At 59.6% G+C, this 26113-nt stretch carries 29 protein-coding genes; 2 read left to right on the top strand and 27 right to left on the bottom strand.

Going from position 1 to position 26113, the window contains the following annotated elements; all coding sequences use genetic code 11:
- Position 1: 1 nt before the first annotated feature.
- The 13 genes from H7688_RS18765 to H7688_RS18705 all read right to left on the bottom strand — a co-directional run bounded on the left by H7688_RS18765 (position 2) and on the right by H7688_RS18705 (position 8437).
- Positions 2–850, bottom strand: coding sequence for a nitrilase-related carbon-nitrogen hydrolase (locus tag H7688_RS18765; protein WP_183362745.1), 849 nt, complete (start codon positions 848–850; stop codon positions 2–4).
- Between the two features lie 110 nt (positions 851–960).
- Entirely contained in the window at positions 961–1401 is a 441-nt protein-coding gene (locus H7688_RS18760; protein ID WP_183362744.1) for a DUF4149 domain-containing protein, read from the bottom strand.
- Positions 1402–1660: 259 nt separating this feature from the next.
- Complete coding sequence (locus tag H7688_RS18755) at positions 1661–2038, bottom strand: YraN family protein (protein WP_183362743.1); 378 nt, start codon at positions 2036–2038, stop codon at positions 1661–1663.
- 89 nt (positions 2039–2127) lie between these two features.
- Positions 2128–2811, bottom strand: coding sequence for a ribonuclease HII (gene rnhB / locus H7688_RS18750; RefSeq protein WP_183362742.1), 684 nt, complete (start codon positions 2809–2811; stop codon positions 2128–2130).
- 77 nt (positions 2812–2888) lie between these two features.
- Positions 2889–3248: a 50S ribosomal protein L19 gene (gene rplS / locus H7688_RS18745; RefSeq protein ID WP_183362741.1), complete on the bottom strand. Its 360-nt coding sequence runs from the start codon at positions 3246–3248 to the stop codon at positions 2889–2891.
- Between the two features lie 160 nt (positions 3249–3408).
- Complete coding sequence (locus H7688_RS18740) at positions 3409–3978, bottom strand: RNA methyltransferase (RefSeq protein ID WP_183362740.1); 570 nt, start codon at positions 3976–3978, stop codon at positions 3409–3411.
- Entirely contained in the window at positions 3975–4700 is a 726-nt protein-coding gene (trmD, locus tag H7688_RS18735) for a tRNA (guanosine(37)-N1)-methyltransferase TrmD (RefSeq protein WP_183362739.1), read from the bottom strand. The genes H7688_RS18740 and trmD overlap by 4 nt, the downstream gene beginning before the upstream one ends.
- Complete coding sequence (gene rimM, locus H7688_RS18730; protein ID WP_183362738.1) at positions 4697–5218, bottom strand: ribosome maturation factor RimM; 522 nt, start codon at positions 5216–5218, stop codon at positions 4697–4699. The genes trmD and rimM overlap by 4 nt, the downstream gene beginning before the upstream one ends.
- 2 nt (positions 5219–5220) lie before the next feature.
- Positions 5221–5451 (bottom strand): KH domain-containing protein, encoded by a 231-nt coding sequence (locus tag H7688_RS18725; RefSeq protein WP_183362737.1) that lies wholly within the window; start codon positions 5449–5451, stop codon positions 5221–5223.
- Between the two features lie 50 nt (positions 5452–5501).
- On the bottom strand, positions 5502–5768 hold the full coding sequence (gene rpsP / locus H7688_RS18720; RefSeq protein WP_183362736.1) for a 30S ribosomal protein S16: 267 nt from the start codon (positions 5766–5768) through the stop codon (positions 5502–5504).
- 93 nt (positions 5769–5861) lie between these two features.
- A complete protein-coding gene (gene ffh / locus H7688_RS18715; RefSeq protein ID WP_183362735.1) occupies positions 5862–7220 on the bottom strand; it encodes a signal recognition particle protein in 1359 nt (452 codons plus the stop codon).
- A 369-nt stretch (positions 7221–7589) separates the two neighbouring features.
- Positions 7590–8177 (bottom strand): sulfurtransferase-like selenium metabolism protein YedF, encoded by a 588-nt coding sequence (gene yedF, locus H7688_RS18710; RefSeq protein ID WP_183362806.1) that lies wholly within the window; start codon positions 8175–8177, stop codon positions 7590–7592.
- Complete coding sequence (locus tag H7688_RS18705; RefSeq protein WP_183362734.1) at positions 8177–8437, bottom strand: putative Se/S carrier protein; 261 nt, start codon at positions 8435–8437, stop codon at positions 8177–8179. Before H7688_RS18705 ends, yedF begins: the two co-directional genes overlap by 1 nt.
- A 95-nt stretch (positions 8438–8532) precedes the next feature.
- Here H7688_RS18705 and H7688_RS18700 point away from each other — a divergent pair, with 95 nt between their 5' ends.
- A complete protein-coding gene (locus tag H7688_RS18700; RefSeq protein WP_183362733.1) occupies positions 8533–8793 on the top strand; it encodes a hypothetical protein in 261 nt (86 codons plus the stop codon).
- Positions 8794–8806: 13 nt separating this feature from the next.
- A complete protein-coding gene (locus H7688_RS18695; protein WP_183362732.1) occupies positions 8807–9259 on the top strand; it encodes a DciA family protein in 453 nt (150 codons plus the stop codon).
- A 98-nt stretch (positions 9260–9357) separates the two neighbouring features.
- Here H7688_RS18695 and H7688_RS18690 read toward each other — a convergent pair whose 3' ends face one another.
- The 14 genes from H7688_RS18690 to H7688_RS18625 all read right to left on the bottom strand — a co-directional run bounded on the left by H7688_RS18690 (position 9358) and on the right by H7688_RS18625 (position 26108).
- Positions 9358–10179, bottom strand: coding sequence for a tRNA1(Val) (adenine(37)-N6)-methyltransferase (locus H7688_RS18690; RefSeq protein ID WP_183362731.1), 822 nt, complete (start codon positions 10177–10179; stop codon positions 9358–9360).
- 148 nt (positions 10180–10327) lie between these two features.
- A complete protein-coding gene (locus tag H7688_RS18685; protein WP_183362730.1) occupies positions 10328–12763 on the bottom strand; it encodes a YfhO family protein in 2436 nt (811 codons plus the stop codon).
- Between the two features lie 47 nt (positions 12764–12810).
- A complete protein-coding gene (locus tag H7688_RS18680; protein WP_183362729.1) occupies positions 12811–14019 on the bottom strand; it encodes a glycosyltransferase family 4 protein in 1209 nt (402 codons plus the stop codon).
- Entirely contained in the window at positions 14016–15089 is a 1074-nt protein-coding gene (locus tag H7688_RS18675; protein WP_183362728.1) for a glycosyltransferase family 4 protein, read from the bottom strand. The genes H7688_RS18680 and H7688_RS18675 overlap by 4 nt, the downstream gene beginning before the upstream one ends.
- On the bottom strand, positions 15089–16084 hold the full coding sequence (locus H7688_RS18670; RefSeq protein ID WP_183362727.1) for a glycosyltransferase: 996 nt from the start codon (positions 16082–16084) through the stop codon (positions 15089–15091). The genes H7688_RS18675 and H7688_RS18670 overlap by 1 nt, the downstream gene beginning before the upstream one ends.
- A complete protein-coding gene (locus H7688_RS18665) occupies positions 16081–17520 on the bottom strand; it encodes a lipopolysaccharide biosynthesis protein (protein WP_183362726.1) in 1440 nt (479 codons plus the stop codon). Before H7688_RS18665 ends, H7688_RS18670 begins: the two co-directional genes overlap by 4 nt.
- Positions 17513–18520: a glycosyltransferase family 10 domain-containing protein gene (locus H7688_RS18660; RefSeq protein WP_246329888.1), complete on the bottom strand. Its 1008-nt coding sequence runs from the start codon at positions 18518–18520 to the stop codon at positions 17513–17515. The genes H7688_RS18665 and H7688_RS18660 overlap by 8 nt, the downstream gene beginning before the upstream one ends.
- A gap of 7 nt (positions 18521–18527) precedes the next feature.
- On the bottom strand, positions 18528–19532 hold the full coding sequence (locus H7688_RS18655; RefSeq protein WP_183362724.1) for a CgeB family protein: 1005 nt from the start codon (positions 19530–19532) through the stop codon (positions 18528–18530).
- A 75-nt stretch (positions 19533–19607) separates the two neighbouring features.
- Positions 19608–20765, bottom strand: coding sequence for an acyltransferase family protein (locus H7688_RS18650; protein ID WP_183362723.1), 1158 nt, complete (start codon positions 20763–20765; stop codon positions 19608–19610).
- A gap of 49 nt (positions 20766–20814) precedes the next feature.
- Positions 20815–21552 (bottom strand): FkbM family methyltransferase, encoded by a 738-nt coding sequence (locus H7688_RS18645; protein ID WP_183362722.1) that lies wholly within the window; start codon positions 21550–21552, stop codon positions 20815–20817.
- A gap of 610 nt (positions 21553–22162) precedes the next feature.
- Positions 22163–23095 carry an NAD-dependent epimerase/dehydratase family protein gene (locus tag H7688_RS18640; RefSeq protein ID WP_183362721.1) on the bottom strand — a complete coding sequence of 311 codons (933 nt, stop codon included), beginning with the start codon at positions 23093–23095 and terminating at the stop codon, positions 22163–22165.
- A 72-nt stretch (positions 23096–23167) separates the two neighbouring features.
- Positions 23168–24193 (bottom strand): NAD-dependent epimerase/dehydratase family protein, encoded by a 1026-nt coding sequence (locus H7688_RS18635; protein WP_183362720.1) that lies wholly within the window; start codon positions 24191–24193, stop codon positions 23168–23170.
- A 7-nt stretch (positions 24194–24200) separates the two neighbouring features.
- The gene (gene dmpG, locus H7688_RS18630; protein ID WP_183362719.1) at positions 24201–25226 is read right to left on the bottom strand and encodes a 4-hydroxy-2-oxovalerate aldolase; all 1026 of its coding nucleotides are present in this window, start codon (positions 25224–25226) and stop codon (positions 24201–24203) included.
- Between the two features lie 3 nt (positions 25227–25229).
- Positions 25230–26108, bottom strand: coding sequence for an acetaldehyde dehydrogenase (acetylating) (locus H7688_RS18625; RefSeq protein WP_183362718.1), 879 nt, complete (start codon positions 26106–26108; stop codon positions 25230–25232).
- Positions 26109–26113: the final 5 nt, after the last annotated feature.

The raw sequence follows: 26113 nt of genomic DNA, 5'->3' as shown, positions 1-26113 counted from the left end.
GCTACCCCCTCTCCCGCTCGATGCGCCGCAGCTCCTTCACGGTCAGCATCATGTTCTCGTCCCGCATCATGGGAGAGAAGATCCTCTCGCGCCTGAGCGCCCCCTCGTCGACCTTGGCCAGCACGAAGTCCTCGTCGAGAATCGCACCGCGCACTGCCACGTCACCCGACGGTGTGATGACCTCGGAGCCGCCCCAGAAGTTGATGCCGTCCTCGTAGCCTACGCGGTTGCAGTAGAAGACCCGGCAGTTCAGGAACATTGCCGTCGTGGAGGTGAGCCGCTGCCAAGCACCGGCGGAGCCAAGCCCTTCGGCGTCGCTGATGCCGCGCCCCGGGCTGGAGGAGAGGCAGATGATGGAGGTAGCGCCGTCCATGGCGAGGATGTAAGGCGCGGAGAGGTGCCACATGTCCTCGCAGATCAGGATGCCGATCCGGCCGAAGCGGCTGTCGAAGGCACGGAAGTGCTCCCCGCGTGCCAGGTAGCGCTGCTCGTCGAAGAGACCGTAGGTCGGCAGGTACACCTTGCGGTGCACGTGGCGGATCTCGCCCTCTTCGAGATAGAGCGCGGTATTGAAGAAGCGGTAATCGGAGGTGACCTCGACCAGGCCGATGGCAATCGAGATGTGCCGCGACAGATCCTTCAGTTTCTGGAGCTCCGGCGCATCGAGCCTGAGAGCGACATCGGGGACCAGGTCCTTCAGGAAATAACCGGTGAGGGCGAGTTCCGGGAACACGATGAGCTCGGCGCCCTCCGCGATCCCTTTCTCTATGGCGGCCTCGGCGATGGCCAGGTTGTCAGCCAGACAGCCGAGCTTCGGCTTTATCTGGGCCAGGGCAACAGTAAAATCCATGAACGTCTCCGGGATTTTTTTCTAATAACTAGCATAGCCTATGAGGGAGGGGCAAACTTTTTCCTAAAAAAGCCGGTTTTAGCTTGGTGGCTCCGTGGCAATATCGGTTTTTAAAAAAGGACGACCAGTACCACGCCGCCACCGATCACCGCCAGGTTGCACACCGCCGATACCCCGTGCAGCTTGGAGAACTCGCGGCGCAGCGGGTGATCTTTCGGAGTTGTCTCAAAGGAGACGATTTCCTTCTTCAGCGCCGCAGCCTTAGGCTCGATGTAAAATGCCTGGAACGAGCAGAGCGCCAGCATGACCGCCAGGATGATCCCGGCGAGAACCGTCCCTTTCCCCGAAAGAATCAGTCGACAAATCAGCGCCACCGCACCACAGGCAAGCCCCCAGCGGAAGTAGCCGGGGAACAGCAGACCGACGATACGACCGGCGCTGTCCCGGCTTTCCGACCGGAACAGGATCGGGGTCAGCATAAAGGTAAAGAGCGCCGCACCGCCAAGCCAGAGCGATACCGCCAGGCGGTAGAGAATGGTAACGACCTGCATAAATAACCCCCCTAAAATCAGAATTAGCCACGAAGCCACCAAGATCACGGAGAAAACCGGGTATCCGGCAGCAACAGGGGCCTTGCCTAGCAGCTACGTCTGAAAAAATCAGTCCAACATTTTTACCGGTTGGGCCTTCTCCGCGGACGAAAGAGGCCGAACCAGAACAGTAAAAGTCCACCCTACTTAAGAGGCTGGCGCACCCTCTGATCCCAACGCCTTTCTCCGTGTGCTTGGTGGCACCGTGGCAAATAAGTCTTCAGTAAGCCAGTTCGAAGGCATCACGGATATGCTCGATCACCGGCACCTCACCTTTCCGGGCCACTATGGCAACGACGTCGAAGCGGGCCTCGGCGTCATACAGCTTCTTTTTCGCCAACCACACCAACGCCGCCTTGGAAATCTGCCGCTGTTTGAACGGGGTAACCGCAAGCTGAGGCGGCCCGTACTTCTCATTGTTGCGGCACTTCACCTCAATGAACACGATCGTTCTGCCTTCGCGGGCGATAATATCAAGCTCGCCACAGACACAGCGAAAATTACGCTCGACAATGGTGAAGCCCTGCCCCTGCAAATAGGTAGCAGCTATAGACTCACCCTGCTCTCCGAAAGAGCTGTTGCCGCGCTTCTCTTGCATAGCACCCCGCACCGGACGGTTCTGATCGATTCACCCCAGACAGTGTAGCAGCAAGTTATCACGTTGTAGATGTAATTGTGGAGGAAAGATTAGAAGCCTGGGAGGGTGAGCGAGTCGGCCGTTTCAGACGGAACTGCTTCGGGGAGATGTTCCTTTACGCCGCGGAAGGTCTTGCGGTGGATCGGCGAGGGGCCGAGGCTCGCAATGGCGGCCATGTGGGAAGCCGCCGCGTACCCCTTGTGCTCGGCGAAGCCGTAACCGGGATACTGCGCGTCGTACTGCACCATCATCCGGTCCCGGGTCACCTTGGCGATGATCGAGGCGGCAGCGATGGAGATAGAGAGAGAATCCCCTTTCTTCACCGTTTTCTGGGCGATGTTCATGGCAACCGCAGAGATGCCGTCGATGAGCAGGAAGTCGGGTGTGGGAGAGAGTTGCAGGATGGCGTCGCGCATGGCTGAGAGCGTCGCCTGCAGGATGTTGATGCGGTCCACCAGTTCGTGGTCACCGATACCGACCCCCACGGAAACAGCCTCGCGGCGGATTGTGTCGTAGAGTTCTTCACGTTGCAGGTGGGTGAGCTGCTTGGAGTCGTTCACGCCGGGGAGTATCAATCCCTCCGGGAGGATTACCGCAGCTGCGACCACGGGACCGGCCAGTGGGCCGCGGCCTGCCTCGTCGATGCCGGCCACGCAGCGATAGCCGCGCCGCTGGGCCTGCGACTCGTGCAAGAGCAGATCGATCGGCTGGTTGTCCTGGAAAAGATCGGACACCCTTCCCTCCTGAAGCGAATGGTAACTCACACAAAAAAAGCCCCGGTCGGGATGACCGGGGCTTTTCGACGTTGGTCTTACTTAACCGCGTGCACGTACTTGCGCTCTTTGATCCTGGAAGCCTTACCACGCAGTTTGCGCAGGTAGTACAGCTTCGCGCGACGTACCTGGCCACGGGTTACCACTTCGATGCCCTCGATGGACGGCGAGTGCAGCGGGAACACCCTCTCCACGCCTACACCGTTGGAGATTTTGCGCACGGTGAAGGACTCGCGGATACCGCCGTTCTGACGGCCGATGCAGACGCCCTGGAACGCCTGGATACGCATTTTGTCGCCTTCAACGATCTTAACCTGCACCTTCACGGTGTCGCCGGGGACGAAAACCGGGATGTTCTTCTTCATCTGCTCGAATTCAATACGGTCGATCTTGTTCATGTTCTACTTCCTCCCTTATCGGAACTTCTGATTCTGCAAGTTTGTGACTGCGTAAAAAAACGGAAAACACGAATTCAATAGAACGCGGATGACGCGGATTCAGCTGATCTCCGAGCGGTTCATCCGCCTGATCCGCGTTCCATTGAAGTTGAACTTCTCTCTATCTACCGAAGAGCCGATCCAGCATGATGGCTGCCGCGCTTCTCACCGAAAGGTGGTTGTAGTCCCCACCGCCGCTGATTGGCTCCAGCACATAATCGCCCTTGTTGAAGACCTCTTCGGTGAGCCCCCAGCCGGTCCCCAGAAGGAGCAGGTAGTGCTGCTCGGGATCGCTTGCCAGGATCTCTTTCATCTTCTCGAAGCTCACCGAGTTGGGGCGTCCCGCGGCGCCGGTCACCACGACCTTGGCCTTTTTCCCGGTACGTTTCTCGATGTCGTCGAGCGCATCGGCCAGCGAATTCTCGCTCTGGATCAATTCCAGTGCCATCTTTCGCTTCGGGTTATAGGTGGATCCCCAACCCTCCAGCCAGTGCGTCCTGATCTTGTCGACCAGGTTCCTCTGCTCCTGGACCGGCGTCACGATGTAGTAGCGCGCTATCCCGAAGGTGCGCCCCGACCTCGCGATGTCGTGGATGTCCAGGTTGGTTACTGCCGTCGCCACCAGGTCCTGGTTCTTGTCCAGCACCGGGTAGTGGATCAGCGCTATGCTCAAACGTTCGGCGAGGCTCACGAATTCACCTCCGCCAAAAGTTTCTGGTCCGCCTTGCTCAACTCGATCCGGCCGAGGAGCTCGGGACGGGAGGCAAGCGTTCTTAACAAGGACTCCTTGCGGCGCCACTTGGCGATCACCGCGTGGTTGCCGGACAGGAGCACGTCGGGAACTTTCTCGCCCCGAAATTCGGGAGGCCGCGTGTACTGCGGATACTCCAAAAGACCGTCGGCGAAGGAGTCGTACAGTGCGGAGTCGTCGGAACCGAGTACCCCCGGCACCAGCCGCGCCACGCTGTCGACGAGCGCCATGGCGGCGATCTCCCCGCCGGTCATCACGAAATCCCCCAGGGAGATCTCTTCGTCGACGAAGAGCTTCTTCACCCTTTCGTCAACCCCTTCGTACCGGCCGCAGATGATGATAAGCCCCTCTTCGCGGGAGAGTTCCTGCGCCACCGCGTGGGACAGGGTCCGCCCGCCCGGGGAGGTCAGGATCACCTTGGAACCGGGGTGCTTCTCCTTCACGCTCTCGATGGCACCGGCCAGCGGTTCCACCTTCATCACCATGCCGGCCCCTCCACCGTAGGGGGAGTCGTCGGCCGTGGCGTGTTTGTCGAGCGCCCAGTCGCGGATGTTGTGCAGCGCGACCTCGATGAGCCCGCTCTCGCAGGCACGCTTCAGGATACTCTCCGTCAGCGGCCCCTCGAACATGGCCGGGAAAAGCGTCAGTATGTCGAATTTCATAGATCGAGCAGCCCCTCGGGAAGAGAGACCGTCATGCGGTTTGCTTCCAGGTCGACCGACAGGACCACGTCCTCCAGTGCAGGGACCAATACCTCGCGCCCCTCCAACCGTACCACGTAGACATCGTTGGAGCCGGTCTCGATGATATCGACCAGTTCTCCCAACACCTCCCCTTCCTGGCTTACCACTTCCAGGCCGAGCAGGTCCGACCAGTAAAACTCGTCATCGGGGAGTTCCGGCAGTTGGCCGCGTTCCGCGTAGATCTCGCGGCCCACCAGGTGCAGCACCTGGTTTATGTTGTCGAACTGGCTGAGGGTCAGGATCACCCTCTTGCCGTGGGCCTTCGCCGAGCGCATCGGAAAGCTTTCCAGGGCGCCGCTTGGAGCCTTGATCAGCACGTGGTCCAGAAGCGAGATGCTCGAGGCATCGCCCGCAAAGGGAATGACCCGAAGTTGCCCCCGGATCCCCTGGGTTGCCTGGATTTTACCGATCAGTAACAGCTTGCTGCTTTGAGACATCGTCACTCTACAATCTTCAGGATAGCTTTCTTGTTGTCCTTTGTGGAAACTGCGTTCAACAGGGTGCGGATCGCTTTTGCGGTGCGTCCCTCCTTGCCGATGATACGTCCCATGTCTTCCTTGGCTACCGTCAACTTGATGACGTTGGTGTCTTCCTCCATCTCTTCGGTAGCTTTGACCTGGCTGGGATCATCAACAAGTGCTTTCGCGATGGTCTCTACAAGTTCTCTCATTGTCGCTATCCTCTGTAGTGTGGGATATCCGGTTTACCGGACGTTATACACTAGGCAGCCGGAGTTACGAACTTCTCCCAGATGCCAGTCTTCTTCAGGATCTGCTTGACGGTATCGGTCGGCTGAGCGCCCTGCTTCAGCCACTCAAGGGTCTTCCCTTCTTCCAGGTTGTACGCTGCCGGGTTTTTGTTCGGGTCGTAGGTACCGACGTTCTCGATGAAGCGCCCGTCCCTGCGGCTGCGGCAGTCAGCAACTACTACCTGGTAAAACGGTTTCTTCTTGGCGCCCGCACGTGCAAGTCTGATCTTTATTGCCATTTCTTCCTCCTGGTATTCTCGGATCTTGGATCCGCGACTTCTGTAAGTATGGGTGTTCGGGTTCGTCTATCGTGTCAAAAGTAAAAGCCGGGTTTAGAAGGGGAACATCCCCTTACCCATGCCCTTCATCCCTTTCATAAGCCCTTTCGGGCCCATCTTCTGCAACTGCTTCACCACCTTCTGCGCCTCGGTGAAGCGCTTCAGGAGCTGGTTCACTTCCTGGACGCTGGTGCCGCTTCCCTTGGCGATCCTCAGGCGGCGGCTGCCGTTGATGATGGTGTGGTTGGCGCGCTCCTTGGGGGTCATCGAATCGATGATCGCCTCGATGCGCTTCAACTCCTTCTCAGACGGCTGGGCGCCCTGCATCTGGCGCATCATCTTCCCCATCCCGGGGATCATGCCCATGATAGATTCCAGCGAGCCCATCTTTTTGATCTGCTGCAGCTGGGCGCGGAAGTCTTCCAGGTCGAACTGGTTCTTCCTCAGCTTCTGCTGCAGCCTCTCGCCTTCCTGCTGGTCGAAGGTTGCCTGCGCCTTCTCGATCAGGGTAAGGACGTCGCCCATGCCGAGGATACGGGACACCAGGCGGTCGGCGTGGAACACGTCCAGCGCGTCCAGCTTCTCGCCAAGGCCCACGAACTTGACCGGCTTACCGGTGACGGCCTTGATGGAGAGCGCTGCGCCACCCTTGGCGTCGCCGTCCAGCTTGGTGAGCACCACGCCGGTGATCCCCAGGCGGTCGTTGAAGCCGCTGGCGACGTTGACTGCTTCCTGGCCGGTCATGGCGTCGGCCACGAAGAGGATCTCGCGCGGAGCGAGTTCGTCACGGATCCCTTCCAGCTCCTCCATCAGATAGTCGTCGATCTGGTGGCGGCCGGCGGTATCGTAGATCACCACGTCGATGCCGTTGAGCGTCGCGTAGCGGGTTGCGTTGCGGCAGATGTCGAGCGGCTTCTGATCCGCGGTGGAGTCGAAGACCTCGACGTCCAGCTGGCGTCCCAGCACCTTCAACTGCTCGATTGCAGCGGGGCGGTACACGTCGGCCGGAACCAGCAGCGTCTTTTTGCGCTGGCTTTTCAGGAACCTGGCCAGTTTGCCGCAGGAAGTCGTCTTACCGGCGCCCTGCAGGCCGACCATCATGATGGCGACCGGCGGCTTGGCAGCGAGGTCCAGCGAGTTGTCCTCGGCGCCGCCCATCAGCTGGACCAGTTCGTCATGGACGATCTTGATTACCTGCTGACCGGGGGCCAGGCTCTGCAGCACTTCCGTGCCCACGGCGCGGCCGCGCACCCGCTCGATGAAGTCCTTGACTACCTTGAAGTTGACGTCGGCCTCGAGGAGCGCCAGTCGCACTTCACGCAGTGCGTCCTTGACGTTGTCCTCGGTCATTACGGCCTGACCGCGCAGCTTCTTGAAAACCAGGTCCAGCTTGTCAGAGAGAGTCGCGAACATCGATATCCTGTAAAGTGCCGAAAAAGCGCACTATTTTCCGAAAAGCCTCAGGGGAAGCCTGCAAAAAGACACAGGTATCCCGCGGCAAGAGAGTCAATCTAGTAGATAAACCCATCTATTGTCAAGGAAAATATCCAGAACCAAACCCCAAACCAATAACAGGGATGAAAGGGATGCAGGGGATAAAAACCACACCTTCCAAGCGGGTTCGGCCTCGAACGTTAACGCTAAAGGCCGAACCAGTTCTAAAGGTGTCGGTGTTGTCTTTACTCCCATTATCTCAGAAGTTCATCTGGTAAAGCCTTGGGTTCAGCTTCAGGTTTATCCCCTTCATCCCGTTCATCCCTGTTTAGAGGCTGGTTTCCCAAATTACAACCTGACAACCGAGCGCGCGTTCAGCAGGCTTTCGGCGATGGTGAACATGTTGGTCACCGCCCCGGCCTTCAAGAGCTCCTTCTTGTGGAAGAAGTCCAGGCACACCCCGCAGGAGAGGACTTCGACGCCGCGATTGCCCAGCTTCTCCAGCGCCTCCAGCACCTCGGAACCTTCGGCGGCAAGCAGCACGCCGGTGTTGATGAAGAACATCCGGTCCGGCAACTCGGCCACGTCCAAAAGGGTGATGATGAAGTTGCGCATCAAAAGCCGCCCCAATTCCTCAGGACCGTCCCCCAGACGGTCGGTACCGATCAGCAGCACTGAGTGCCCCGTCTTGGCAGCTGCCACCTGGGGGGCAGCCACAGGCGCAGCTCCGCCACCCGTGATGGTCAGGGCGAAGGCTCCGTCCTGCGCATCTTCCTGGACCTGGTAGCCTCGCCCTTCGGCAAAGCGCCGCACGTTCTCCCGCGGCGCGCCGTCATCGAGCAAAACCCGCAGTACGCCATCCGCCGTCTCCAAGGCCCGTTTCACCGAAACAACCGGCGCCGGGCAGGCCATTCCTCTGCAGTCGAGATCCATCATCATGCTCCCTCTATCTTTATGAATTCTTCACCTTGCTTGCGAAACGACTCCCGTGGCATGAGCCCCGCCAGGGTGAGCGCCGCCTCCACCTGGGGCCTGACCTCCTCCGCGTAACGGATGGCCAGACCGCAATCGGCGGCGAGTGCCCTGGGTGCCGGGATCAAGAGGATCGCCAGTCCCTGCTGTTTCAAAAGTTTCTCGGCCTCCATCACGCGATGGATCGAGTTAAAAATCACTACGTAATCGCCTTCGTTTACCACACCAGCTCCTTTTACCTGCCTTGCCCCCCCTCCCCGAGATCCGGATTGACAAGGCCGTATTAAATCCATAATATTCGTGGTTCAAGAGGTCCTTCATGCAGACAGCCCTACAAGTAGCCGTCGTCGTCCTTCTGGCGGCCGCCGTCAACATTCCCTTGGGATACCTACGCCAGGGCTGCCGGAAGTTTTCTCCCGGATGGTGGTTCTACATCCACATCTCCATCCCGCTCATCATCTATGCCAGGCTGAAGATAGGCTTGGGCATCCAGTACATCCCCTTCACGCTCGCAGGATCGGTTGCCGGCCAGTTCATGGGCGGCCGGATCTACCGCAAGAGGAACGGCGTTGGCGAGTGACCGGCGCCCGAAAATGAAACGTCCCGCAGCGGTCTCGGACCTGCTCGGGGCTTTTCTGAGCGGCACCCCTGCCGAGAAGCGTCTCTACGAGGGGCGTATCTGGCTGGTCTGGGACCAGGCTGTTGGCGACCGCATCGCCTTGCACGCCCAGCCCTCTGCCTATCGCGAAGGAACCCTCACCGTCACCGTGGACAGCGCGCCCTGGATGCAACAGCTCACCTATCTCAAGAAGGAGCTGATTGCCAAGGTCAACGAACAGCTGGGCCAGGAGATGGTACGCGAGATCTACATGAAGGCCGGCCGCATCGTCCCCCCAACCCTGAAGAAACCTCACGTTCCCAAGCGGCGCGAGCTCTCTGACGTCGAAGCGACCGAGATCACCGAGCAGACCGCCACCATCTCCGACCCGGAACTGCGCAGCATCCTCGAGCGCCTCATCAAGAGGGATCGGGAAAGCAGGGATTAGGGACTGGGGACTGGGGTCTAGGGACTGTCAAGGTTTCCGCTGCAGCGTCTCATTATCCACACAATCAACCTGATGCGCAAGTCACCGCTATCTTTTATCTAAATAACCTTGGCAGGTTCTCTCAATAGCTCGCGATTCTCAGGTACCTCGGTAGCCTGCGCAGCGCCCTGTTTCACGCAGTCCTTGCCACGGTAAATTCGCAGTTTCTCCTCGCTGTAGCCACCTTCCTCGCCGCGCACCAACAACGGCGCCTCCACCTTAAGCTCACCCGTTCTCCCCTTGACCAGTTCCACCAGGAACATCCTGGCCTGCGCCGAAACGCTGCCGTGCACCATGCGCAACCTCAGGATGCCGAGCTTTTGCCGGGCGGCCTGCTCCATCAGTTCAGGGAGGCGGCTGGTGTGGTAGACGAAGCAGATGCGACCGGAGGGTTTTACCAGGTACTTCGCCGCCGCGAGGAAATCGGCCAGGGTGGCGGTCGTTTCGTGCCGAGCGTCGTCGCGCCCGGCGCGCGGGCTCACCTTTCCGGTGCCGGGTCGGCGGTAGGGGGGATTCGACACTACCAGGTCGAAGCTGTCCACCGGAAAGCGCGACTTCAGGGAAACGACGTCCTCGGAAACGATCTCCACCCGCTCCTCGAGGCCGTTCAGCGCGACGTTCCGCTGTGCGATATCCGCCATCACCGGCTGAAACTCTATCGCGGTCACCGTGCAGGACTCCTCCAGTCGCGCCAAAAGAAGCGGAATAACTCCACAGCCGGTCCCCAGGTCCGCCGCCCGGTCCCCCGGCCGCACCCCCGCGAAGTCAGCCAAAAGCAGCGGGTCGACCGAGAACCGGTAGCCGTGTCGCGGCTGGATGAGGCGCAACCGGTAGCCGGTCAGTTCGTCAAGAGTTTCCGATTCCTCAAGGTGTCGATCCAAACGTCCTGTTCTCCGTACTCATAGATGAAAAGCTAAGCCCCTTGCACAGCGAGGACGCAAAGGGCGGCAGGGCACCTGGGACGTGAGCGTCGTCGGTGCCCGAGGGTCAGTAGTCAGGGGCGTCAGCCAGGCGAGTGAGCTGGCCCGGTCAGGCCTTGAGCTTCCCGGTTCGCTTCAGCCAGAGCTCGCGTCCCAGCATGATGAAAAACAATGCGAATGAGGCGAGCGTCAGCGACTTGCCGATTTTGAAGGGGGCCGGGTCGAAGCTGAACTCCACCTTGTGATTGCCCGGCGTCAGGTAGATCCCCCTCAGCACGTGGTTCACCGGGTAAATCTCGGTTTCCTTGCCGTCCACGGTGGCGCGCCACCCCTTATAGTATTTCTCCCCCAACACGAGGATCGCGTTCCTGGCCACCAGGGCGTTCAGGTCGATATGCTCGCCCTGGTACCTGGTCACCTGCACGGTGCCAGGGGCGCCCGCGGCCGGTGCATTCGGATTGGCCAGCGGGATGGGAGGGGGCGATTCGACCATCACGATCTGGCTCGGGTCGTAGCCGGGATCCTGCAGGTAGCCGAGCCTCTGCTCCGGCGACTGTATCACGGCCACCGCTCCCACCAGCCACGCCTTGGGAAGTACCGTCCGGTTCTCCAGGATCAGCGATTTGCCGTCGGGGGAGGTGAAGACCGGCACGAACTTCGGGCCGAGCGCCGCCTTCTCCTTTGCGAACTGCTCGCTGCCGATCACGAGGTACCTGATGTTGAGGAGGTCCAGCATCGCGGAGGCCATGTTGACGTTGTCCAGGAACTCCTGCCAACGGCGCTGCTGCACGGCGTTCGAGGTGAACATCACGGGTATGTTCTGCGCCACGTACGCCATCGGATCGCTGCCGTCCATCGGAAGCACCCGGTACTGATCCGAACGGTGCTGGATCAGGTATTCGATGACCGGAGTTTTTTGCGCCCGGTTCTTCTCGGGGACGGGAATGGTGAAGAGGAACTTGCTGTCGATCCTCCCGACGTCGACCAGGAACAGGACCAGCAGCGCCGCGGGGAGGAACTTCGCCGCGAGCACCCCTTTCCGATAGGCCCAGAAAACAGCCGCGAAAAGCGCGGCCAGTCCGGCTGCGAGTCCGGTCTCGGTCACCAGGTTCGTCCAACGCTGCAGCACGAGTTGCTCGCTCTGCGGCTGGTAGCGGGTTGGTTGCGAGAGCATGTCGATGAACTGGTTGATCCAGAAATCCCTGCCGATCAGTTCCGCCCCCAACAGCAGCAGAAGAGCGACGGGGAGTACCGTCACCCCGATCAGGTATTTCTTGAACTGTCTGGTCTCCCTGGTACGCGGATCGAGCAGCAGGTCGAGGCCGAACGCGGAGAGGACCCCCAGACCCATGACCGGGATGAACATGATCATCTTGGGAACCCGGAACCGGTTGATCCCGGGGAAGTAGTCGAAGAGCAGGTTATAGAAGAGGCTGTACTTCCCCATCGAGAAGAATACGCCGCCGACGATCGCCGCGGTCGCCAGCCAGGTGTAGCGGTTGCGGCGGAAGATGAGCGGCAGCGGCACCAGGAGCCAGGGGAGCAGCCCCATGTAGCTCGCCGTCTGGGTGAAGTTCATGCGCCCCCAGTAGTAGCTGGCGATGTTCTTCGGGTTTTCTCCCCCTTCCTGACGGGAAAGGCCGAAGAAACCGGGAATGACGAAGGCGCCGACCTCCTCGGGCGGCAGCGACCAGGACATCGCCTCGTCGCGGCTGAGCCCCCCTTTACCCTGGTTCGCGCCGCTTTGCACCCCGCGGTTGGTGTCCTGCGACCAGTTGGCTAAGGGCAACAAACCGACGGAGACCGTGGTCAGGAAGAAGACCAGCACCACCAGGTTCATTCCGAAGAGCTTGGGGACCGGGAACAGGGCCCGCTCCTGCGGCGAGCGCAGGATGATCAGGGAACGCACGATGCCGTAGATACCGATGCACAGGCAGGTATAGTAGGCGATCTGCCAGTGGGTGTTGAAAAACTGCAGCGCCAGGACCAGGCCGGTGGCCAGGAAAAAAATCAGCCGCCTGGTCAGAAAACCACGTTCCAGGACGTAGAAGGCCCAGGGGGCGTAGGAGATGGTGGCGATCTTCATCACGTGCCCGGCATTGATGAGCGTGGCGTTTTCGGGGGCTATCGCAAAGATGAGCGCGGCGAGGAGGCTGCCCAGCCGGCCGGCGCCGATTGCCCGGCAGAACAGGAAAAGACCCGTCGCGCCGAAAAAGAGGTGCAGCACGATGTGCCAGGCGACCACCGAGGGGAGCGGGAAGACGAACTGAATGAGCTTGAGCCAGAAAAGGAAATGGATCGGCGAGATGCCACCTTCCGAGGTGAACCCGCTGTTGATGAAGATGTTCCACCCTGCCTGCACCTTGTCGAAGGCGAAGATATCCCAGAAGGGCTCGCTTTTTTGCGAGACGAATCCCCAGTAGGACTCGTTGATGATATCTGGAGCGCTGATCACCTTCCCCGTGAAAAGGATCTTCGCGTAGAAAAGCATGAGCACCACGAAGAGAGCGGATAGGCAAAGGAGGTCTTTTCTACGTTCGGTCATTGATTTAAGCTCCACAATAAGACGTTCGGGCGCTGCGTGATTCTTCTTTAGCTACCAGGGTTCGCGTTTCCAGTGAGTTCCCGGTAAAAGCTGTCCAGGGCACCGGCCAGATTCTGCCAGTTGAACCGGTCCAGAAGCCGTTGTCGTCCAGCCACGCCGAACTGCCGGCGCAGCTGTGAGTTTTCAAGCATCTCGACGGTTTTGTCAACCATATCCTGCCAGTCGTCGGGCGGGCAGAGCAGCCCCGTCGCGCCTGACTCGATGTACTCCTCGATCTGGCCCACAGCATCGGCCACCACCGGCACCCGGGAGCGCAAAAGTTCCGTCAGTTTCGCCGGGCACTTCGCACGGTTCAGCAGGGTGTCGGCAAACGGGTAGATGGCAACATCGCCGGCCGCCAGGTAGTCGGGGAGATCGGCAACCTCGACCCACCCCGCCAGGATCAACGCCTCGGCAAAGCCTTCCCGGCGAGCCGCCAGTTCAAGCTCTTCCTCCTCGTTCTGCCGCCCCTTACCGACCACCAGGAGCCGGGCCTGCGGCACCCTTCGGTGCACCTCGGCAAAAACCCGGTGCAGCTTCTCCTGGCTGAATTCGAAGAAACGGGTGTAGAGCAACAGCACCGGGACCTCTGGCGGGATCCCCCACCTTTGGCGGGCCTTCGCCCCGTCGCCTAGGGCTGAGTCCTCGACCCCGTTGGGGAGGTACAAAAGCCGGCGTGCCTCGACTCCCATGTCGCGGATGGCACCTTCGAGCATGCGGCTTGCCACCGTGACGCCGACCGCGCGGCGCGGCAGCCACTGTTCCTGGAAGGCATAGAGCCGTTTCTCGGCCGTCGAGTACTGGTGCAAATCGTTCATGCCGCCGCGCCCTTCCCAGTCGTCGGTGTCCAGGAAAAACCGGGGCATCCGGATGCCGACCCGTCCGAACCAGAGCATGAGCATGGCAGCAAGCCCGCCGTACCCTTTGGGCTTGAAAAGGTGCACGATGTCGGGGCGCTCCGCCAGGGAGGCTTTGAGCAGGCGCCAGGCCAGAAGCGGTGCGCCGAGCGCCTTGCCGCCGACCGGGAGTCGCACGTTCACCAGACGGACGCCGCGCAGGATTTCGGTCTTGCCGGAGTCCTCGGGGTTGGTGTAGGGCGGCGCCACGATGACCACCTCACGCCCCAGGCGCTGCAGCTCGACAGCCAGCGGGAGCATGCGGGCCACTACCGTCCCCTTGGGGCGGATACCGAAGGGTGCCAGGAACACGATCTTCATCGGTTGAGAACCTCGTCGTACAGCTGCCGGTACTCCGCGACGCGCGAGGTCATGTCGAAGCGCCGCTCCACCATGGCGCGCCCCGCCTCGCCCATCTTACTGCGCAGTGCCGCATCGCCTAAAAGCTCGTCGAGCCGCGCCGCGAGCTCTTCGACAGCACCGGGCTGTACCAGGTACCCGGTGACGCCATCCAGCACCACCTCGCGCATCCCTTCCAGGTCGTGGGCGATGACCGGCACGGCACAGGACTGTGCCTCGACCAGGGCCATCCCGAACGATTCGGTCCACGAGGTGTGGACCACGACGCTCGCCTCGGCGAACACCCGGAACACCTCCGTGCTGGGACCTGGGAAGAAGACGCGCTCGCCCAACTGGTGCTGTTCTGCAAAGACCTGCAACTCACGAACGTAGCGGCGTGCCGAGAGCCCGGTGGTGCCGTAGAGCCAGAGTTCGGCGTCCCGGCAGGCAAGCTTGGCGAACGCCCTGAGCAAAAGGTCCTGCCCCTTGTTCTTGTTGAGCGAAGCCGCCATCACCACCTTGAGCCGCCCGGCGGGTTCCCGGTGCAGCGCAGCCGGCGGGAGGTGCATGGCGTTGACGATGGTGCGGCTAAGCCGTGCGGGATAACCGGCGTAGTGGGCCGCGCAGGTCTCGGAACAGTAGACGACGGCGTCCGCCGCCGCGATCGCCCGCTGCAAGAGCCAGTCGCCCCGGCGCGGCAATTCGTGCAGGTGAAACACCACCTTGAGCCCCAGCGCCTTGGCGATCAGCACCGACCAGGCCAGTTTCAGGCTGTGGATGTGGACGACGTCGAACGTCGTGCCGTGGGTCAAAAGGTAGCGGTTCAGCAGGAACCTCTTGGCCCGCCACCAGAGCGGGGTGCGCGGACCGAGTGTCAGGACCGGAACACCCTCGGCACGCAGCTCGTCGGCATAGATCCCGTCGTAGGCAAAAAGTACCGTCGGCTCGACGTTCACCCCGGCGGCCAGCCGGATGAAGTTCGCGGCGACGGCCGGCACGCCGGAGCGCCGCGCATCGTGCAGCAGGTAGAGGACCTTGAGCGGCCGAGCCATCAGTTCCGCCCCCGTGGCACGCGACAGGGCCAGGGGCGAGCCGGCCAGATGCGCAGGTTGAGGTGCAGCCGGTTGGCGAACCCCAGGGCCGCGCCGGCGACCGCATAGCTCGTGCCGTCGATGAGCCCGATGGTGTCGAGGCTGCGACGGAACTCGCCGCAGCAGTTCTGCTTCAGGGCGGTCTTGAAGCAGACGCGGTTACGATAGCGCCGGTATTCGGCGCGAAGAGCGGCATCGTCTCCGGCAGCATCGAGATAGGCGTCCAGTACCGAGACGATGTCGGGAAGCGCGACGTTGCGCCGCAACTCCTGTTCGCTCCCCTGTCCCTGATGCACCCGGTAACGCATGAGCGGGCGCGGAATCACGATAACGGGGTGCCGCGCGGCGATCCTGAACCACATCTCGTAGTCAGCGGCAGAACGAAACCGCCCGCTGTTGTCCAGAATCCCCAGCTCCTGATAACAGCTGCGCCTTACCATGATGGACGGCGTCACCAAAAAGATGCGTCCCGCGCCATCTCTGAGCACCGCGCGGAAGACTTCCGGAAACCCGTAACAGGGCAACTCCGGCACCTCGGGGTGCAGCAGTATGGGCGAAACCTCGTCTCCGTTTTCGTCGATCACCGTGGCGAGGGTACCGACGAGCCCGGCACGCGGCTCGCGCAGCAGGGCCGCGACCGACTGTTCCACGATCTCCGGCCCGTACACGTCGTCCGAGTGGTAAATGGCCAGGAACTCGCCGCGCGCCTGACCGATGAGCAGGTTCCAGTTGTTGCCCGCCCCGATATTCTTCTCGTTCACGATGAGCCTGAAGCCGTGACGTTCCGCGTACTCTTTGGCGATGGCAACACTGCCATCGGTCGAAGCGTTATCGGAGATGATCACTTCGATGTTGCGGTAGCTCTGGCACACGATGGAATCGAGCGTGTACCTGAGGTAACGCGCAGAATTATAGCTGGGGACACAGATGGAGACGAGAGGAGCTTCACGCGTCACAGAGCATGCTCCTTAAGAAGTGGCCGTGCCAACCAGTACTGGCTCGCGATGAAATAGCACCCACAGATGCCTACCAGGAGCAGAGACACAAGCATGGTAGGTTCCTGACCAAAGAAAGGCAACGAAACGGCAAACGGCAGTGACAGCAGGATGGATTTCCTCAGACGGCGGATTCCCACCTTGATCGGCATGATCTTTCTCATGTCGAGGTACATGACCGTCATGGCGATGAGACCGCTCACCACGAGGACCAGCGGTATGGCCTGGGCGTAGTTCTCAAGGCGTGCCGCCCAAACCGTCCCGGCTACCGCAGCCAGACCACCGAAACAGTAGGAGCGCAACAGGTACTTGGTCTGCATCTCGGCGTGGGCGACGGAGGTGAGGATTCCTGCCGTCATCCGGAAGAACTCGATCCATGCTCCGTATATGACGAAGATGTACGCGTCACCGAACTTTTTGCTGGCCAGGATATGGAGCAGGAACGGGGCCAGACAGGAAACCATGATGGTGAGAGAGATATAGACGGGGATGGTAAGCTGTGCCATGGCGTTCCACGCCGCGGTACGCCGGGCAGGATCAGGCGTGTTTATGTCTCGATAGAAACCGGGAAGGTAGAGTTGCTGGATGAGGGATTCTGCGGCTCCCGCCATGTTTGAGGCGAGTCCGATCCCCAGGCCGAGGAGCGCCAGGAACTCAGTCCCGATGGCCTTCTCGATGACGATCCGGTACGACTGGTTCTGCAGCCACATGAAAAACGTGGTGCATCCGAGGGGGAATACGAAGTGCAGGACGTTGAAAAGGTTTTCGCGCGTCGTCACCTGGCGGACTGCCGCAAGGCTGACCTTCTCCTGGACCATCTTCTGGAAATACACCAGTGCCGCCACCGCGACTACGGCTTGAGCGACCAGTTGCCCGCTCAACCAGGAGACCGCAGTGGCAGCTTCGTACTGCACCAGGAGAATCGAACAAAGGAGACCGGTGCCGAGAGTGAGGAGCGTAAAGACCACGAAGCTCACGCGGTGGTTCAAGAGGTTCAGCGCCGGTACGATGGTCTGGTTCCAGGTGGTGAAGTAGACGCTCAACATCAGGAAGAGGACGAGCAGGCGCAGGTCGATGGTCTCCCCTACCCTTCCGTAGCGACTGGCGGCAAAAACCACCCCTGCCGAGAGGAGCGCGAGGATGGCGAGGTAGGCATTGAAGACCAGGAATCGGCTCAGGATGACTCCTTCCTCAGCCCAGCGGTGCAACTTGCGGTTCAGGTACAATCCCACCGGGTTGATCAGTGCCAGCCCGAAAAAGCCGAACATCGAGTTGATCAGGTAGATGTTGCCTACCTCTCCCTTGCTCAGCAGCGAGGTAAACACGCGGACCGAGATCAGGGCGATCACCATCTGCAGGACCCGGCCCAGCGTTATGACGACGATGTTCTTATTCACCGGCAATACCCCGAGCTACCGTGTCGGCAAAATAATCGCCGGTAAAGGCATACGATGCCTCGCTGGTGAGGAAACCCTTGATGCGCTGCAGGTAACCGAGATACTCGTGGTTCGACATGGCAACCAGATGCTGGTAGAGCGCTGCGAAGTCCTTGAACCGGCGCATGTCGATGAAACAGTCCGAGGGGATGTAGTCGGTTACGTTGTTGGCCCCCAGGTACACCGGAACACACCCCGCAAAGAAACAGTCGAAGATTTTCTCCGTGATGTACCCCGGAATGTCTCTGACGTTTTCGAAGCAGAGACTGAAACGGTACCTGCTGACCACGGGGAGTTTTTCCTGGGCGATTCCCCGGTAGCAGGCATGGAGGTTACGTCTAAAGAAGCGCTTCAGGCCGAGCCTCCTGATCACGCCGGCAAGCTTGGTCCCGGCAAAGAGCAGATCCCACCCTTGGCCGAAAAGATCGAAATCCTCCGGGTGATGGGCCTCGAACCAGGCAATGGCCTTTTTTCTCGTGGTGTACAACTCGCCCGGGTGGCTGGATCTTTTATTATTTGCCATCAGGCACACCAGCTTGTTCTTGTTGCCGCCGCTCAGATCGAAGTCGGTCTTGAACAGAAAAGCGTAATTGACCTTGACCACCTTGTCCCGGTCGACGATGTTGTCGTACCAGGTAAAGACCTTGTCGAAGCTGCCGTATCGGGCGACCTCGAAATTGGCCGGATGGATGGCAATGCTCTCCAGAGCCAGCAAGTAGAATTTTTGCCCCGGCAGCTTCTCGGGAAGTTCGCGGGGCATGTCGTTGTAGATGACGATTTCAGCATCGGAAACCTTGCTGATGTCCGAGGTATTAAGCTCGATACCAGCAGCACCCAGCTTCTCTCTCAACCTGGAAAAGCAGTAGAGACAATCGTCGCGGTCGTAGGCCGGATCGTTGCGCTTGAAGAGATTGTTGTTCTGGTAATAGTCGCTGACGACTATGGCTGCCTTCCTCGTCATGGTCACGTCAGGCCTTCTCGGGGGAGGCGCCCCAGATCGCTTCGAGTATGCTCTCGAGCCGATGCTTATAGATATGCTCGGACAAGGCTCTGGCATGTCCCGCTTCTGCCACGGCGATCCTCTCCTCTTCTTGCGCCAGGTAGTAGCGGATCTGCCCGCTGCAATCCTCCGGGGTGGAATAGACCGCCACGTCAGTGCCTATGGTGAGGTAGCGCTCGAGGCAGGGGACGTAGTTGGTCAACTGGAATCCCCCCGCAAGCGGAATCTCGAAATTGCGTGCTTTCATCTGCTCCACCCGCTTGGGGGAGCGCAGGTAGTGCAAGAGGTTTCTGGGACTGCTCAGGACGAAGCGGATATCGTGGCTGACACTATTGGAAATGTTGAGATTTATCCGGCTGGTCCGGAAGATGGTCTCCATCTCCTCGTTGTCGATACGCCCATTGGGCCAGCCGTGACCGAAACACTCGATCCGGATACCCCATTTGCCCAGGCTCTCCACAAACCACTTCCGGTACTTGGTGGCAGCCCCGATGAACGAGACGTCGTAACGAAAGGCTTTATCCTCTTTGAGTGCCCCGCGATCGGCGAGAAACGGTTGACCGGCCCACTGGGTAAGAATCGGCTCGATGCCGAGCCCCTGGTATTTCGGCACACTCCAGGGGTCGGTGGTGGAGACGTGGGTAAAATGCGGGGCGTAACGCGAGGTAAAGCTTTCAAAGCGCCACTGGTCGTCACCAAACCAGCAGTAGGTGGCGAACTCTTTCCTGAGGGTGTCGAGTGTCTCAAGGGAAAACTGGTCCGTGTAGGGAACAAAGAGGATCAGATCCGGCTTCACTTCGCGAGCCTTGGCCAGCACCACCTCCTGCAGAGGGCCCGGATTGTGGAGGTAGTCGTCGTACCACAGCGGTTCGACATCGGCTACCAAGTCCTGGAGGCAGGGATAGAAGCTGGATTTCTCGATGGAAATGCCGCGCGCGGCGATGCCGTAATCCCACTGCATGAGGACTGCCAAGATTTTCTTGTGCCACCGTGACATTGTTGGAGCCTTTCTAGGTTACCTGCCAAGACTTCTCTTAAAAAAGCTGCACTACCCTTCGGGATCTTTCGGCACAGGACCGGTAGAGCCGGACTGGCTGTGAGCCGCCTGCACCTCGTGCCCGACTGCGAAACCTTGGCTTAAGACAATACTGAAGCGGTCCTTTAAGCGTAAAAACGGCAGTTCAAAGAAACGGTACGACAGGTACGCCGCCACGATGGTTCCGCCCAGAACCAGGACATAGACGAGCCACGCCGCCGGTTGGTTGCCGAAAGAAGACTTCAGAATTGTGCGCAAAAGGAAAATGATGGGCATGTGGTACACGTAAAGCCCGTACGATATCTTCCCAAGAAAATCGCAGAAGGGATTCTCCAGATTTACCAGTGTTCTGGGGTTGGTACTGACGTTCAGGATGATAATTGCAAAGATGACGGAATAGAGTTCATGGTCGATCGACGACATGATGTGTATCGGCTTCCAGATACTCGAATAGAGAAAAATCCCCCAACAAGCAACTTGCGCGGGATATGAGTAGAGGTAGGGAAGAAGCTTCGACTTCTCACGAAGCAGCAAGGCGCCTACTCCGCCAATGGCCATGCAGTCGATCCTGGTCTCGGCAACCAAGGCGTTGAGAGCTTGACTACCAGCCACCGTACAGACAGCTCTGACCGCGAGGTACAGGAAGATAACCCCCAGCAGTGCACGAAGGGCATTCCCACTCTTTTTGATGATGACCGGCCAGATGGCGTAAAACTGTTCCTCTACACCGATGGACCAAAGAGGAGTCAGAGGGGTTGCAACCGTACCCGAAACAGAGGCCACGTTGGCCAGAAGAAACGCATAGAGCGCAAGCTGCTTCGGGGAGATGGCCGGAAATGCCAGCGCCGGCAAGAATTCAGCGGCAACGACTACGCCTATGACAACAAGGTAGTAAAGGGGCCATATCCTTAGGATACGCCTCAGGTAGAACCCCTTCAGGGAAACCGTGGCAGTACGTTTTTTCTCTTCAAGCAGGAGGTAGGTTATCAGGAACCCGCTCAAAACGAAGAAGAGCGTGACGGCATAACTCTGCCAATGCCACTGGTAACGTGGAGAGGGTGGCAGGTCGAACAGGTAAAGGTACTGGCCGGTATGGATCACCACGACCGTCAAGGCAGCTATGGCCCTGATCCCGTTTAAGCCTTTAAAGTAGATCCTATCGGCTGTCATAGTCCATGGTGGAAAGGGTTGTTCTCCGCTACTGCCGTGAAAGGAGGTATCAGAACTTTTTAAAGACGCAGTCAAACTGCCCCAGCGGCCAATCAGCCTGCACAGAAGCATGCTCGAGATCGTAAATTCTTGCCGGAGCGAAGCCGTAATCGTGCATGATCTGGAACAGTCGGAGATATTCTCCAGAATTGCGCGGATTCCGCAGGAACGACATTTCCATGATCACCGTGTCAACTTTGGAAGAGAGGGTAGCGGCTCCTCCTTTGAGGATCTGCTGCTCCACCCCCTCCACATCTATCTTTATCAGGTCGATATGCTCGATTCCGTTGGCGTTGACGAAATCGTCCAAGCGGACCAGGGAGATCTGTTCCGTGTCGATTTTGCTTATGTGCGGGTGCAGGGCACGGTACTCTTCGGTGATTTCCAGCATCGAGTTGGCGCCGTGAAAGGAGGTGATATGCAGGTCGGCCTGCTTTTCTTCATCGAAGAACCCGAGCTTGAAGGTCCGCGAGCGTTCGGCCAGGCCCGTCCTTGCAATATTTCGGACCAAGGTGTCGTAGGTAGAGGTGCAGGGCTCGAAGGAGTAGACCGTAGCCTGAGGGAAGTAGTACAGCATAAGCGATGAAATATCGCCCACATTCGCACCGATGTCGAACACCGTACGTAAGTTTCGATCCATGCCGCGGAGTACCGGTCCGATACCGGGACGCTCGGGTCGAACCAGGTCCAAGATCCCTTTGCGCCAGGGATAGGGGATCATCTTGGCAAAAGACTTCAAAACGCTCACTCAACTTCTCCTTCTTAAACCGTTGACCTTTTCATGAGCCTGACATCTCTCTCTTGAGGGAACTGACTGTGCAGAGACTGCGGAATACGCGAGTTTCCGTGAAAAGATATCGTTATTTCTTTCACGATGTCGTTAATTGCCGAGACCATTTTCGTTATCGCAGACGCGATAAGCAACATCCCGACAAAAATATCGTTATTGCTTCCGCGATGTCGTTAATCGCCGAGACCATTTTCGTTATCGCAGACGCGATAAGCAACATCCCGACAAAAATATCGTTATTGCTTCCGCGATGTCGTTAATCGCCGAGACCATCTTCGTTATCGCTGACGCGACAAGCAACATCCCGACAAAAATATCGTTATTTCTTCCGCCATGTCGTTAATCGCCGAGACCATTTTCGTTATCGCAGACGCGATAAGTAACATCCCGACAAAAATATCGTTATTTCTTCCGCCATGTCGTTAATCGCCGAGACCATTTTCGTTATCGCAGACGCGATAAGTAACATCGCTACAAAAATATCGTTATTTCTTCAGCGATGTCGTTAATTGCCGAGCCCATCTTCGTTATCGCAGACGTGATAAGCAACATCTCGACAAAAATATCGTTATTTCAGCAACACTTCCGTTTCTACCAGCAAGGAATCGATGGAGCTGTATTTCGGCTGGTAGCCTATTCGTGCCGCCCGGCGGTTAACGGAGTAGTAATTATCCTTGTTTCCGGTCGGTGCTACGTGGGCGACATCTCCCTCGATGCGAACCTTGAGGCCGAAGCGCGTGGTGAAGCTGTCCAGGATCTCGAACTTTGCCACGGGCTTCAGGCTGTAAACATCGAACGCCTCGTTCAACTCCGGATGTTCCAGGCAGCACTCAACCAGGGCAACCAGATCGTCGGGATGCACATAATCCCGCATGATGTTGCCGCTCCCCGTCACGAACACCTCGCCGCGCTTCAGGCAGGTTACCACCTCGCACATCAGGTACTTGGTCTCCAGGTCGATGAACCGGCTGAAGTAGCCAAAGACCCGCAAATCGACGATGGGCCGTCCGGAAAGTGCCCGATGCTTGGCCTCCGAGCAGGCTTTGGCCATTCCGTAGTAGTCGCCCATGCCAAGATGGTTGATGTCGAAGCAGGCGCGGGAATCCTCGCGCACCGGCTCGTAGAAATCCTGGCCGTAGGCTGCTCCGCTACTCAGGTTCAGGTAGAGGGTGGCAGGATGGCGTCCCTGGTAGTCGAGCACCAGGTTGTCGAAATGCTCGGTAACCCGGAAGATGCTGGACATCTTCTCGCGCAGCTTTCCCGGATCGCCGATACCGACACAGTTGATGACAACGTCGTAGGAACCCTCGCAAAAGCCTTCGATGGGCAGCACCGGCACCTGCTGTGTGATACCGGCGAGAACCAGGAAGCCCCGTACCCGCTCGGGGGAGCGGGCAAAAAGGGTGAGCCGGTGCCCGGCAGCAGCCAGGCCAACGATAAGACCTTTGGCGATGTGGCTGGTGGCCCCGAGGATGGCGATCCTGTGGTTAGGCTTTGTCATGCTTCGTTCCATGTCGTGGTACTACCGCTCGATCGACCTCACCCCGACAGCCGCAGGGAGAGCATCCGCACGCTAGGCGATGGTCTTGAGCCAGCGCACCGAACGCTGCAGGGCCTCGTCAATCCCCACCGTCACCTGAAGCCCCAGCGTCTTGCGGCACTGGGTATCGTCCGGGATGAACCGCGAACGGTCATCGTTCATCCGCCTGATTTCGATGATGGAGGAAGACTGGGCGTAGCGCTTGATCTTCTCCGCGAGGTCGCCGAGGGTTACGCCGGTCGGGCTGCCGACATTGTAGGCGTGGCCGGGAGTACCGTCGACCAGGATGGCCAGAAGCCAGGCCGCCATGTCGCTCGGGTAGAGGTAGCTGCGTTCCGGCAGTCCGTTGCCGATGATGCGGATGGTCGCATCCTTCAGGGCGTCGCGGAAGAAGTTGTTGATGGCCCACGGCTTGTCCAGTCCCTGGTACGGCCCCATGAAGGCGAAGGGACGCGCAGTCACCACCGGGATCTTGTAGAGGCTCCAGTAGGCGCAGCACAGGGTCTCGGCGTAGCGCTTCGCCTCGGGATAGACGGACATGATGCTATCGCAGCTCAGGGTCCCCGGGCGGGTCTCCGGTATGCGCGCCTCGTCGATGCGCTGGCGCCCGTAGATCTGCCCGGAGCTGAGGTTCAGGATCTTCTTCAGATCCGGGAGCTTCATGGCGGCGTCCAGGAGGTTTGCCGTACCGCGGGTGATGGTTTCCATGGAACCGATCGGATCGGAGGCGTGCTGCCGGTTGTCCGGGGTGGCCGCGGCATGCACAAGATAGTTAACCCCTTCGGGAAGCTCGCGCAGGTAGCGCACGTCCTGGCTGACCAGCTCCAGATCGGCGCGTGCCGCCAGGTGCGGCGCCTTGGCCCGGAAGGCATCCAGGTCGCGTGCTGCGAGGATGAGCCTGGTGCCGAAGCCGTGGTCGTCGTTGAGGTACGAGACCATTTCGGCCAGCCAGGTCCCGACGAACCCGGTCCCCCCCGTCACGTAGACCAGCTGGTTTTTCAGCGGGGCGAGCCGCTCCACCTGGGAAGCCAGCACCTCGGCACAATCAGATCTGAGCATCGCGATTTTATTCTGCATGTGCACCTCTCACCTTGCCGTCGCGCAGTTCCATGGCAACCTCGACGATCTTGTCTTCCTGCCCGCCAACCACGCGCCGCCTCCCCAGTTCGAAGAAGATGTCGCGCGGGTCCACCCCGTACTCCTTCGCAGCCGCCGCCACGTGCTTCGAGAATGCCGAGAACACACCGGCGAGACCGCTCACCAGGCTCGAGCTGGAGATACTGGGGACCACCTTCATGATCTTCTTCTCGACCAGGTCTGCAGCGTCCAGAAGCGGGTAGAGCTCGATGCCGGTGTGGTACCCCATCTTCTCCAGCACGGCTACCAGCACCTCGAGCTGCGCGTTGCCGGCGCCGGCACCGAAGCCGCGAGCCGCTCCGTCCAAAAGCTGAGCCCCGGCCTTCAGGGCGGTCAGCGAGTTGGCGATTCCCATCCCCAGGTTGTTGTGGGCGTGGAAGCCGACCGGGATGTTCAGGTTCGCCACCAGGTGGCTGATGCGGTCCTCCACGTCGTCCGGCAGGTAAGCACCCGCCGAGTCCATGATGATGAGCGCCTCGGCACCGTAGGACTGCATCTTGAGCCCCTCGTCGAGGAGCACTTCCTTGGACGCCATGTGGCTCATCATGAGGACGCCGTAGGCTTCCTTGCCATGCTCGCGGGTCGCCGAGATGTGGCGTTCGGTGACGTCGGCCTCGGTGCAGTGCGAAGCGACGCGCACCACGTCCACCCCCAGTTTGAAGGCAACCTCCAGATCCTTGCGGACCGTGGCGAAGCCGGGGATCACGTGGATGCCGAGCTTGGAACGCGTCAGGTTCTCCCGGGCGGTCTCCAGCATCTCGACGTCCGACAACAGGCTTAAGCCCACCTGCACCGAGGAGGCGCCCAGCCCGTTGCCATGTCCCACCTCGACGATGGGAATGCCCGCCTTATCCGCCGCCTTGGCGTACTCCGCGATGTTCTCCTTGGTGAGCTGGTGCGCGATGGCATGGGAGCCGTCACGCAGCGTTGCGTCACTGATGATCACGTTCTTCATGGATTACCCCCTTTGGGCCGCCAGCGACTTGGCAAACTCCTCCGCGACGGCTATGGCCGCGCAGTTGATGATGTCCAGGTTCCCCGCGTAGGTGGGGAGGAAATCCCCCAGCCCCCTGACGCGAATGGTCATGATGATGCGGTCATTCTCGTAGGTCGGCGGGACCACCAGGTCGTAGCTCGGCACGTAGCGCCGGATCTTGGCGATCATCTCCTCCACCCCCTTGTGGAGGGCCTTCATGTCCGGCTTGGGAACCTTGGCGTAGACGGTGGTCTGCATGTCGATGCAGGGCTCCGCCGGGTTCAGGTTCAGGATCGCCTTGGTTTTCGGGCAGCCGGAGTACATCTGGACCCCCTTCTCGGTGGTCTCGATGTACTCGTCCAGGTTGAGGCGCGTGGCGGGGCCGGCGCTCTTGGAGGAGATGGTGGAAACCACCTCGACGTACTCGACGTTTTTCTGGGTCTGGCCGATCACCCAGGCAAGCGGTATGGAAGCCTGGCCGCCGCAGGTGATCATGTTCACGTTCATTTCCCCGATGGTGTCCTCGAGGTTGATGGCCGGGATGCAGAAGGGGCCGAGCTTTGCGGGGGTGAGGTCGATGGCGACAATCCCCAACTCCTTGAAGATCGGGGCGTGCTTTTCGTGGCTCATCGCAGAGGTGCAGTCGAAAACTATTTCACAGCACTTCGGGTCCTTGACGATGGCGTCGATCCCCTGGTCCGAGACCTTGACCCCGAGGCTGACCGCCTTGGACATGCCGCGCGAGGAGAGGTTGCGACCGATGAACAGGCTGCACTCGAGGTACTCGGACCTCAAGATCTTGATGAGCAGATCGGTACCGATGTTTCCACTACCCAGTATGGCTACTTTGACCTTTTCCATAGTGC

Source organism: Geomonas limicola (assembly GCF_014193675.1).
Classification (GTDB): domain Bacteria; phylum Desulfobacterota; class Desulfuromonadia; order Geobacterales; family Geobacteraceae; genus Geomonas; species Geomonas limicola.
The sequence above is the reverse complement of the archived record's forward strand: the minus strand, read 5'-3'. Positions and strand labels throughout refer to the sequence as shown.

What these genes read in the sequence shown, in the direction of transcription:
- rimM (WP_183362738.1), bottom strand. Translation starts at nt 5,218, where the DNA reads ATGTCTCAAAGCAGCAAGCTGTTACTGATCGGTAAAATCCAGGCAACC.
- H7688_RS18650 (WP_183362723.1), bottom strand. Translation starts at nt 20,765, where the DNA reads ATGACAGCCGATAGGATCTACTTTAAAGGCTTAAACGGGATCAGGGCC.
- H7688_RS18700 (WP_183362733.1), top strand. Translation starts at nt 8,533, where the DNA reads ATGCAGACAGCCCTACAAGTAGCCGTCGTCGTCCTTCTGGCGGCCGCC.
- rpsP (WP_183362736.1), bottom strand. Translation starts at nt 5,768, where the DNA reads ATGGCAATAAAGATCAGACTTGCACGTGCGGGCGCCAAGAAGAAACCG.
- H7688_RS18635 (WP_183362720.1), bottom strand. Translation starts at nt 24,193, where the DNA reads ATGCTCAGATCTGATTGTGCCGAGGTGCTGGCTTCCCAGGTGGAGCGG.
- rplS (WP_183362741.1), bottom strand. Translation starts at nt 3,248, where the DNA reads ATGAACAAGATCGACCGTATTGAATTCGAGCAGATGAAGAAGAACATC.
- H7688_RS18640 (WP_183362721.1), bottom strand. Translation starts at nt 23,095, where the DNA reads ATGACAAAGCCTAACCACAGGATCGCCATCCTCGGGGCCACCAGCCAC.
- trmD (WP_183362739.1), bottom strand. Translation starts at nt 4,700, where the DNA reads ATGAAATTCGACATACTGACGCTTTTCCCGGCCATGTTCGAGGGGCCG.
- H7688_RS18625 (WP_183362718.1), bottom strand. Translation starts at nt 26,108, where the DNA reads ATGGAAAAGGTCAAAGTAGCCATACTGGGTAGTGGAAACATCGGTACC.
- H7688_RS18695 (WP_183362732.1), top strand. Translation starts at nt 8,807, where the DNA reads ATGAAACGTCCCGCAGCGGTCTCGGACCTGCTCGGGGCTTTTCTGAGC.
- H7688_RS18660 (WP_246329888.1), bottom strand. Translation starts at nt 18,520, where the DNA reads ATGACGAGGAAGGCAGCCATAGTCGTCAGCGACTATTACCAGAACAAC.
- H7688_RS18755 (WP_183362743.1), bottom strand. Translation starts at nt 2,038, where the DNA reads ATGCAAGAGAAGCGCGGCAACAGCTCTTTCGGAGAGCAGGGTGAGTCT.
- H7688_RS18765 (WP_183362745.1), bottom strand. Translation starts at nt 850, where the DNA reads ATGGATTTTACTGTTGCCCTGGCCCAGATAAAGCCGAAGCTCGGCTGT.
- dmpG (WP_183362719.1), bottom strand. Translation starts at nt 25,226, where the DNA reads ATGAAGAACGTGATCATCAGTGACGCAACGCTGCGTGACGGCTCCCAT.
- H7688_RS18675 (WP_183362728.1), bottom strand. Translation starts at nt 15,089, where the DNA reads ATGGCTCGGCCGCTCAAGGTCCTCTACCTGCTGCACGATGCGCGGCGC.
- H7688_RS18680 (WP_183362729.1), bottom strand. Translation starts at nt 14,019, where the DNA reads ATGAAGATCGTGTTCCTGGCACCCTTCGGTATCCGCCCCAAGGGGACG.
- H7688_RS18725 (WP_183362737.1), bottom strand. Translation starts at nt 5,451, where the DNA reads ATGAGAGAACTTGTAGAGACCATCGCGAAAGCACTTGTTGATGATCCC.
- ffh (WP_183362735.1), bottom strand. Translation starts at nt 7,220, where the DNA reads ATGTTCGCGACTCTCTCTGACAAGCTGGACCTGGTTTTCAAGAAGCTG.
- H7688_RS18760 (WP_183362744.1), bottom strand. Translation starts at nt 1,401, where the DNA reads ATGCAGGTCGTTACCATTCTCTACCGCCTGGCGGTATCGCTCTGGCTT.
- yedF (WP_183362806.1), bottom strand. Translation starts at nt 8,177, where the DNA reads ATGATGGATCTCGACTGCAGAGGAATGGCCTGCCCGGCGCCGGTTGTT.
- H7688_RS18685 (WP_183362730.1), bottom strand. Translation starts at nt 12,763, where the DNA reads ATGACCGAACGTAGAAAAGACCTCCTTTGCCTATCCGCTCTCTTCGTG.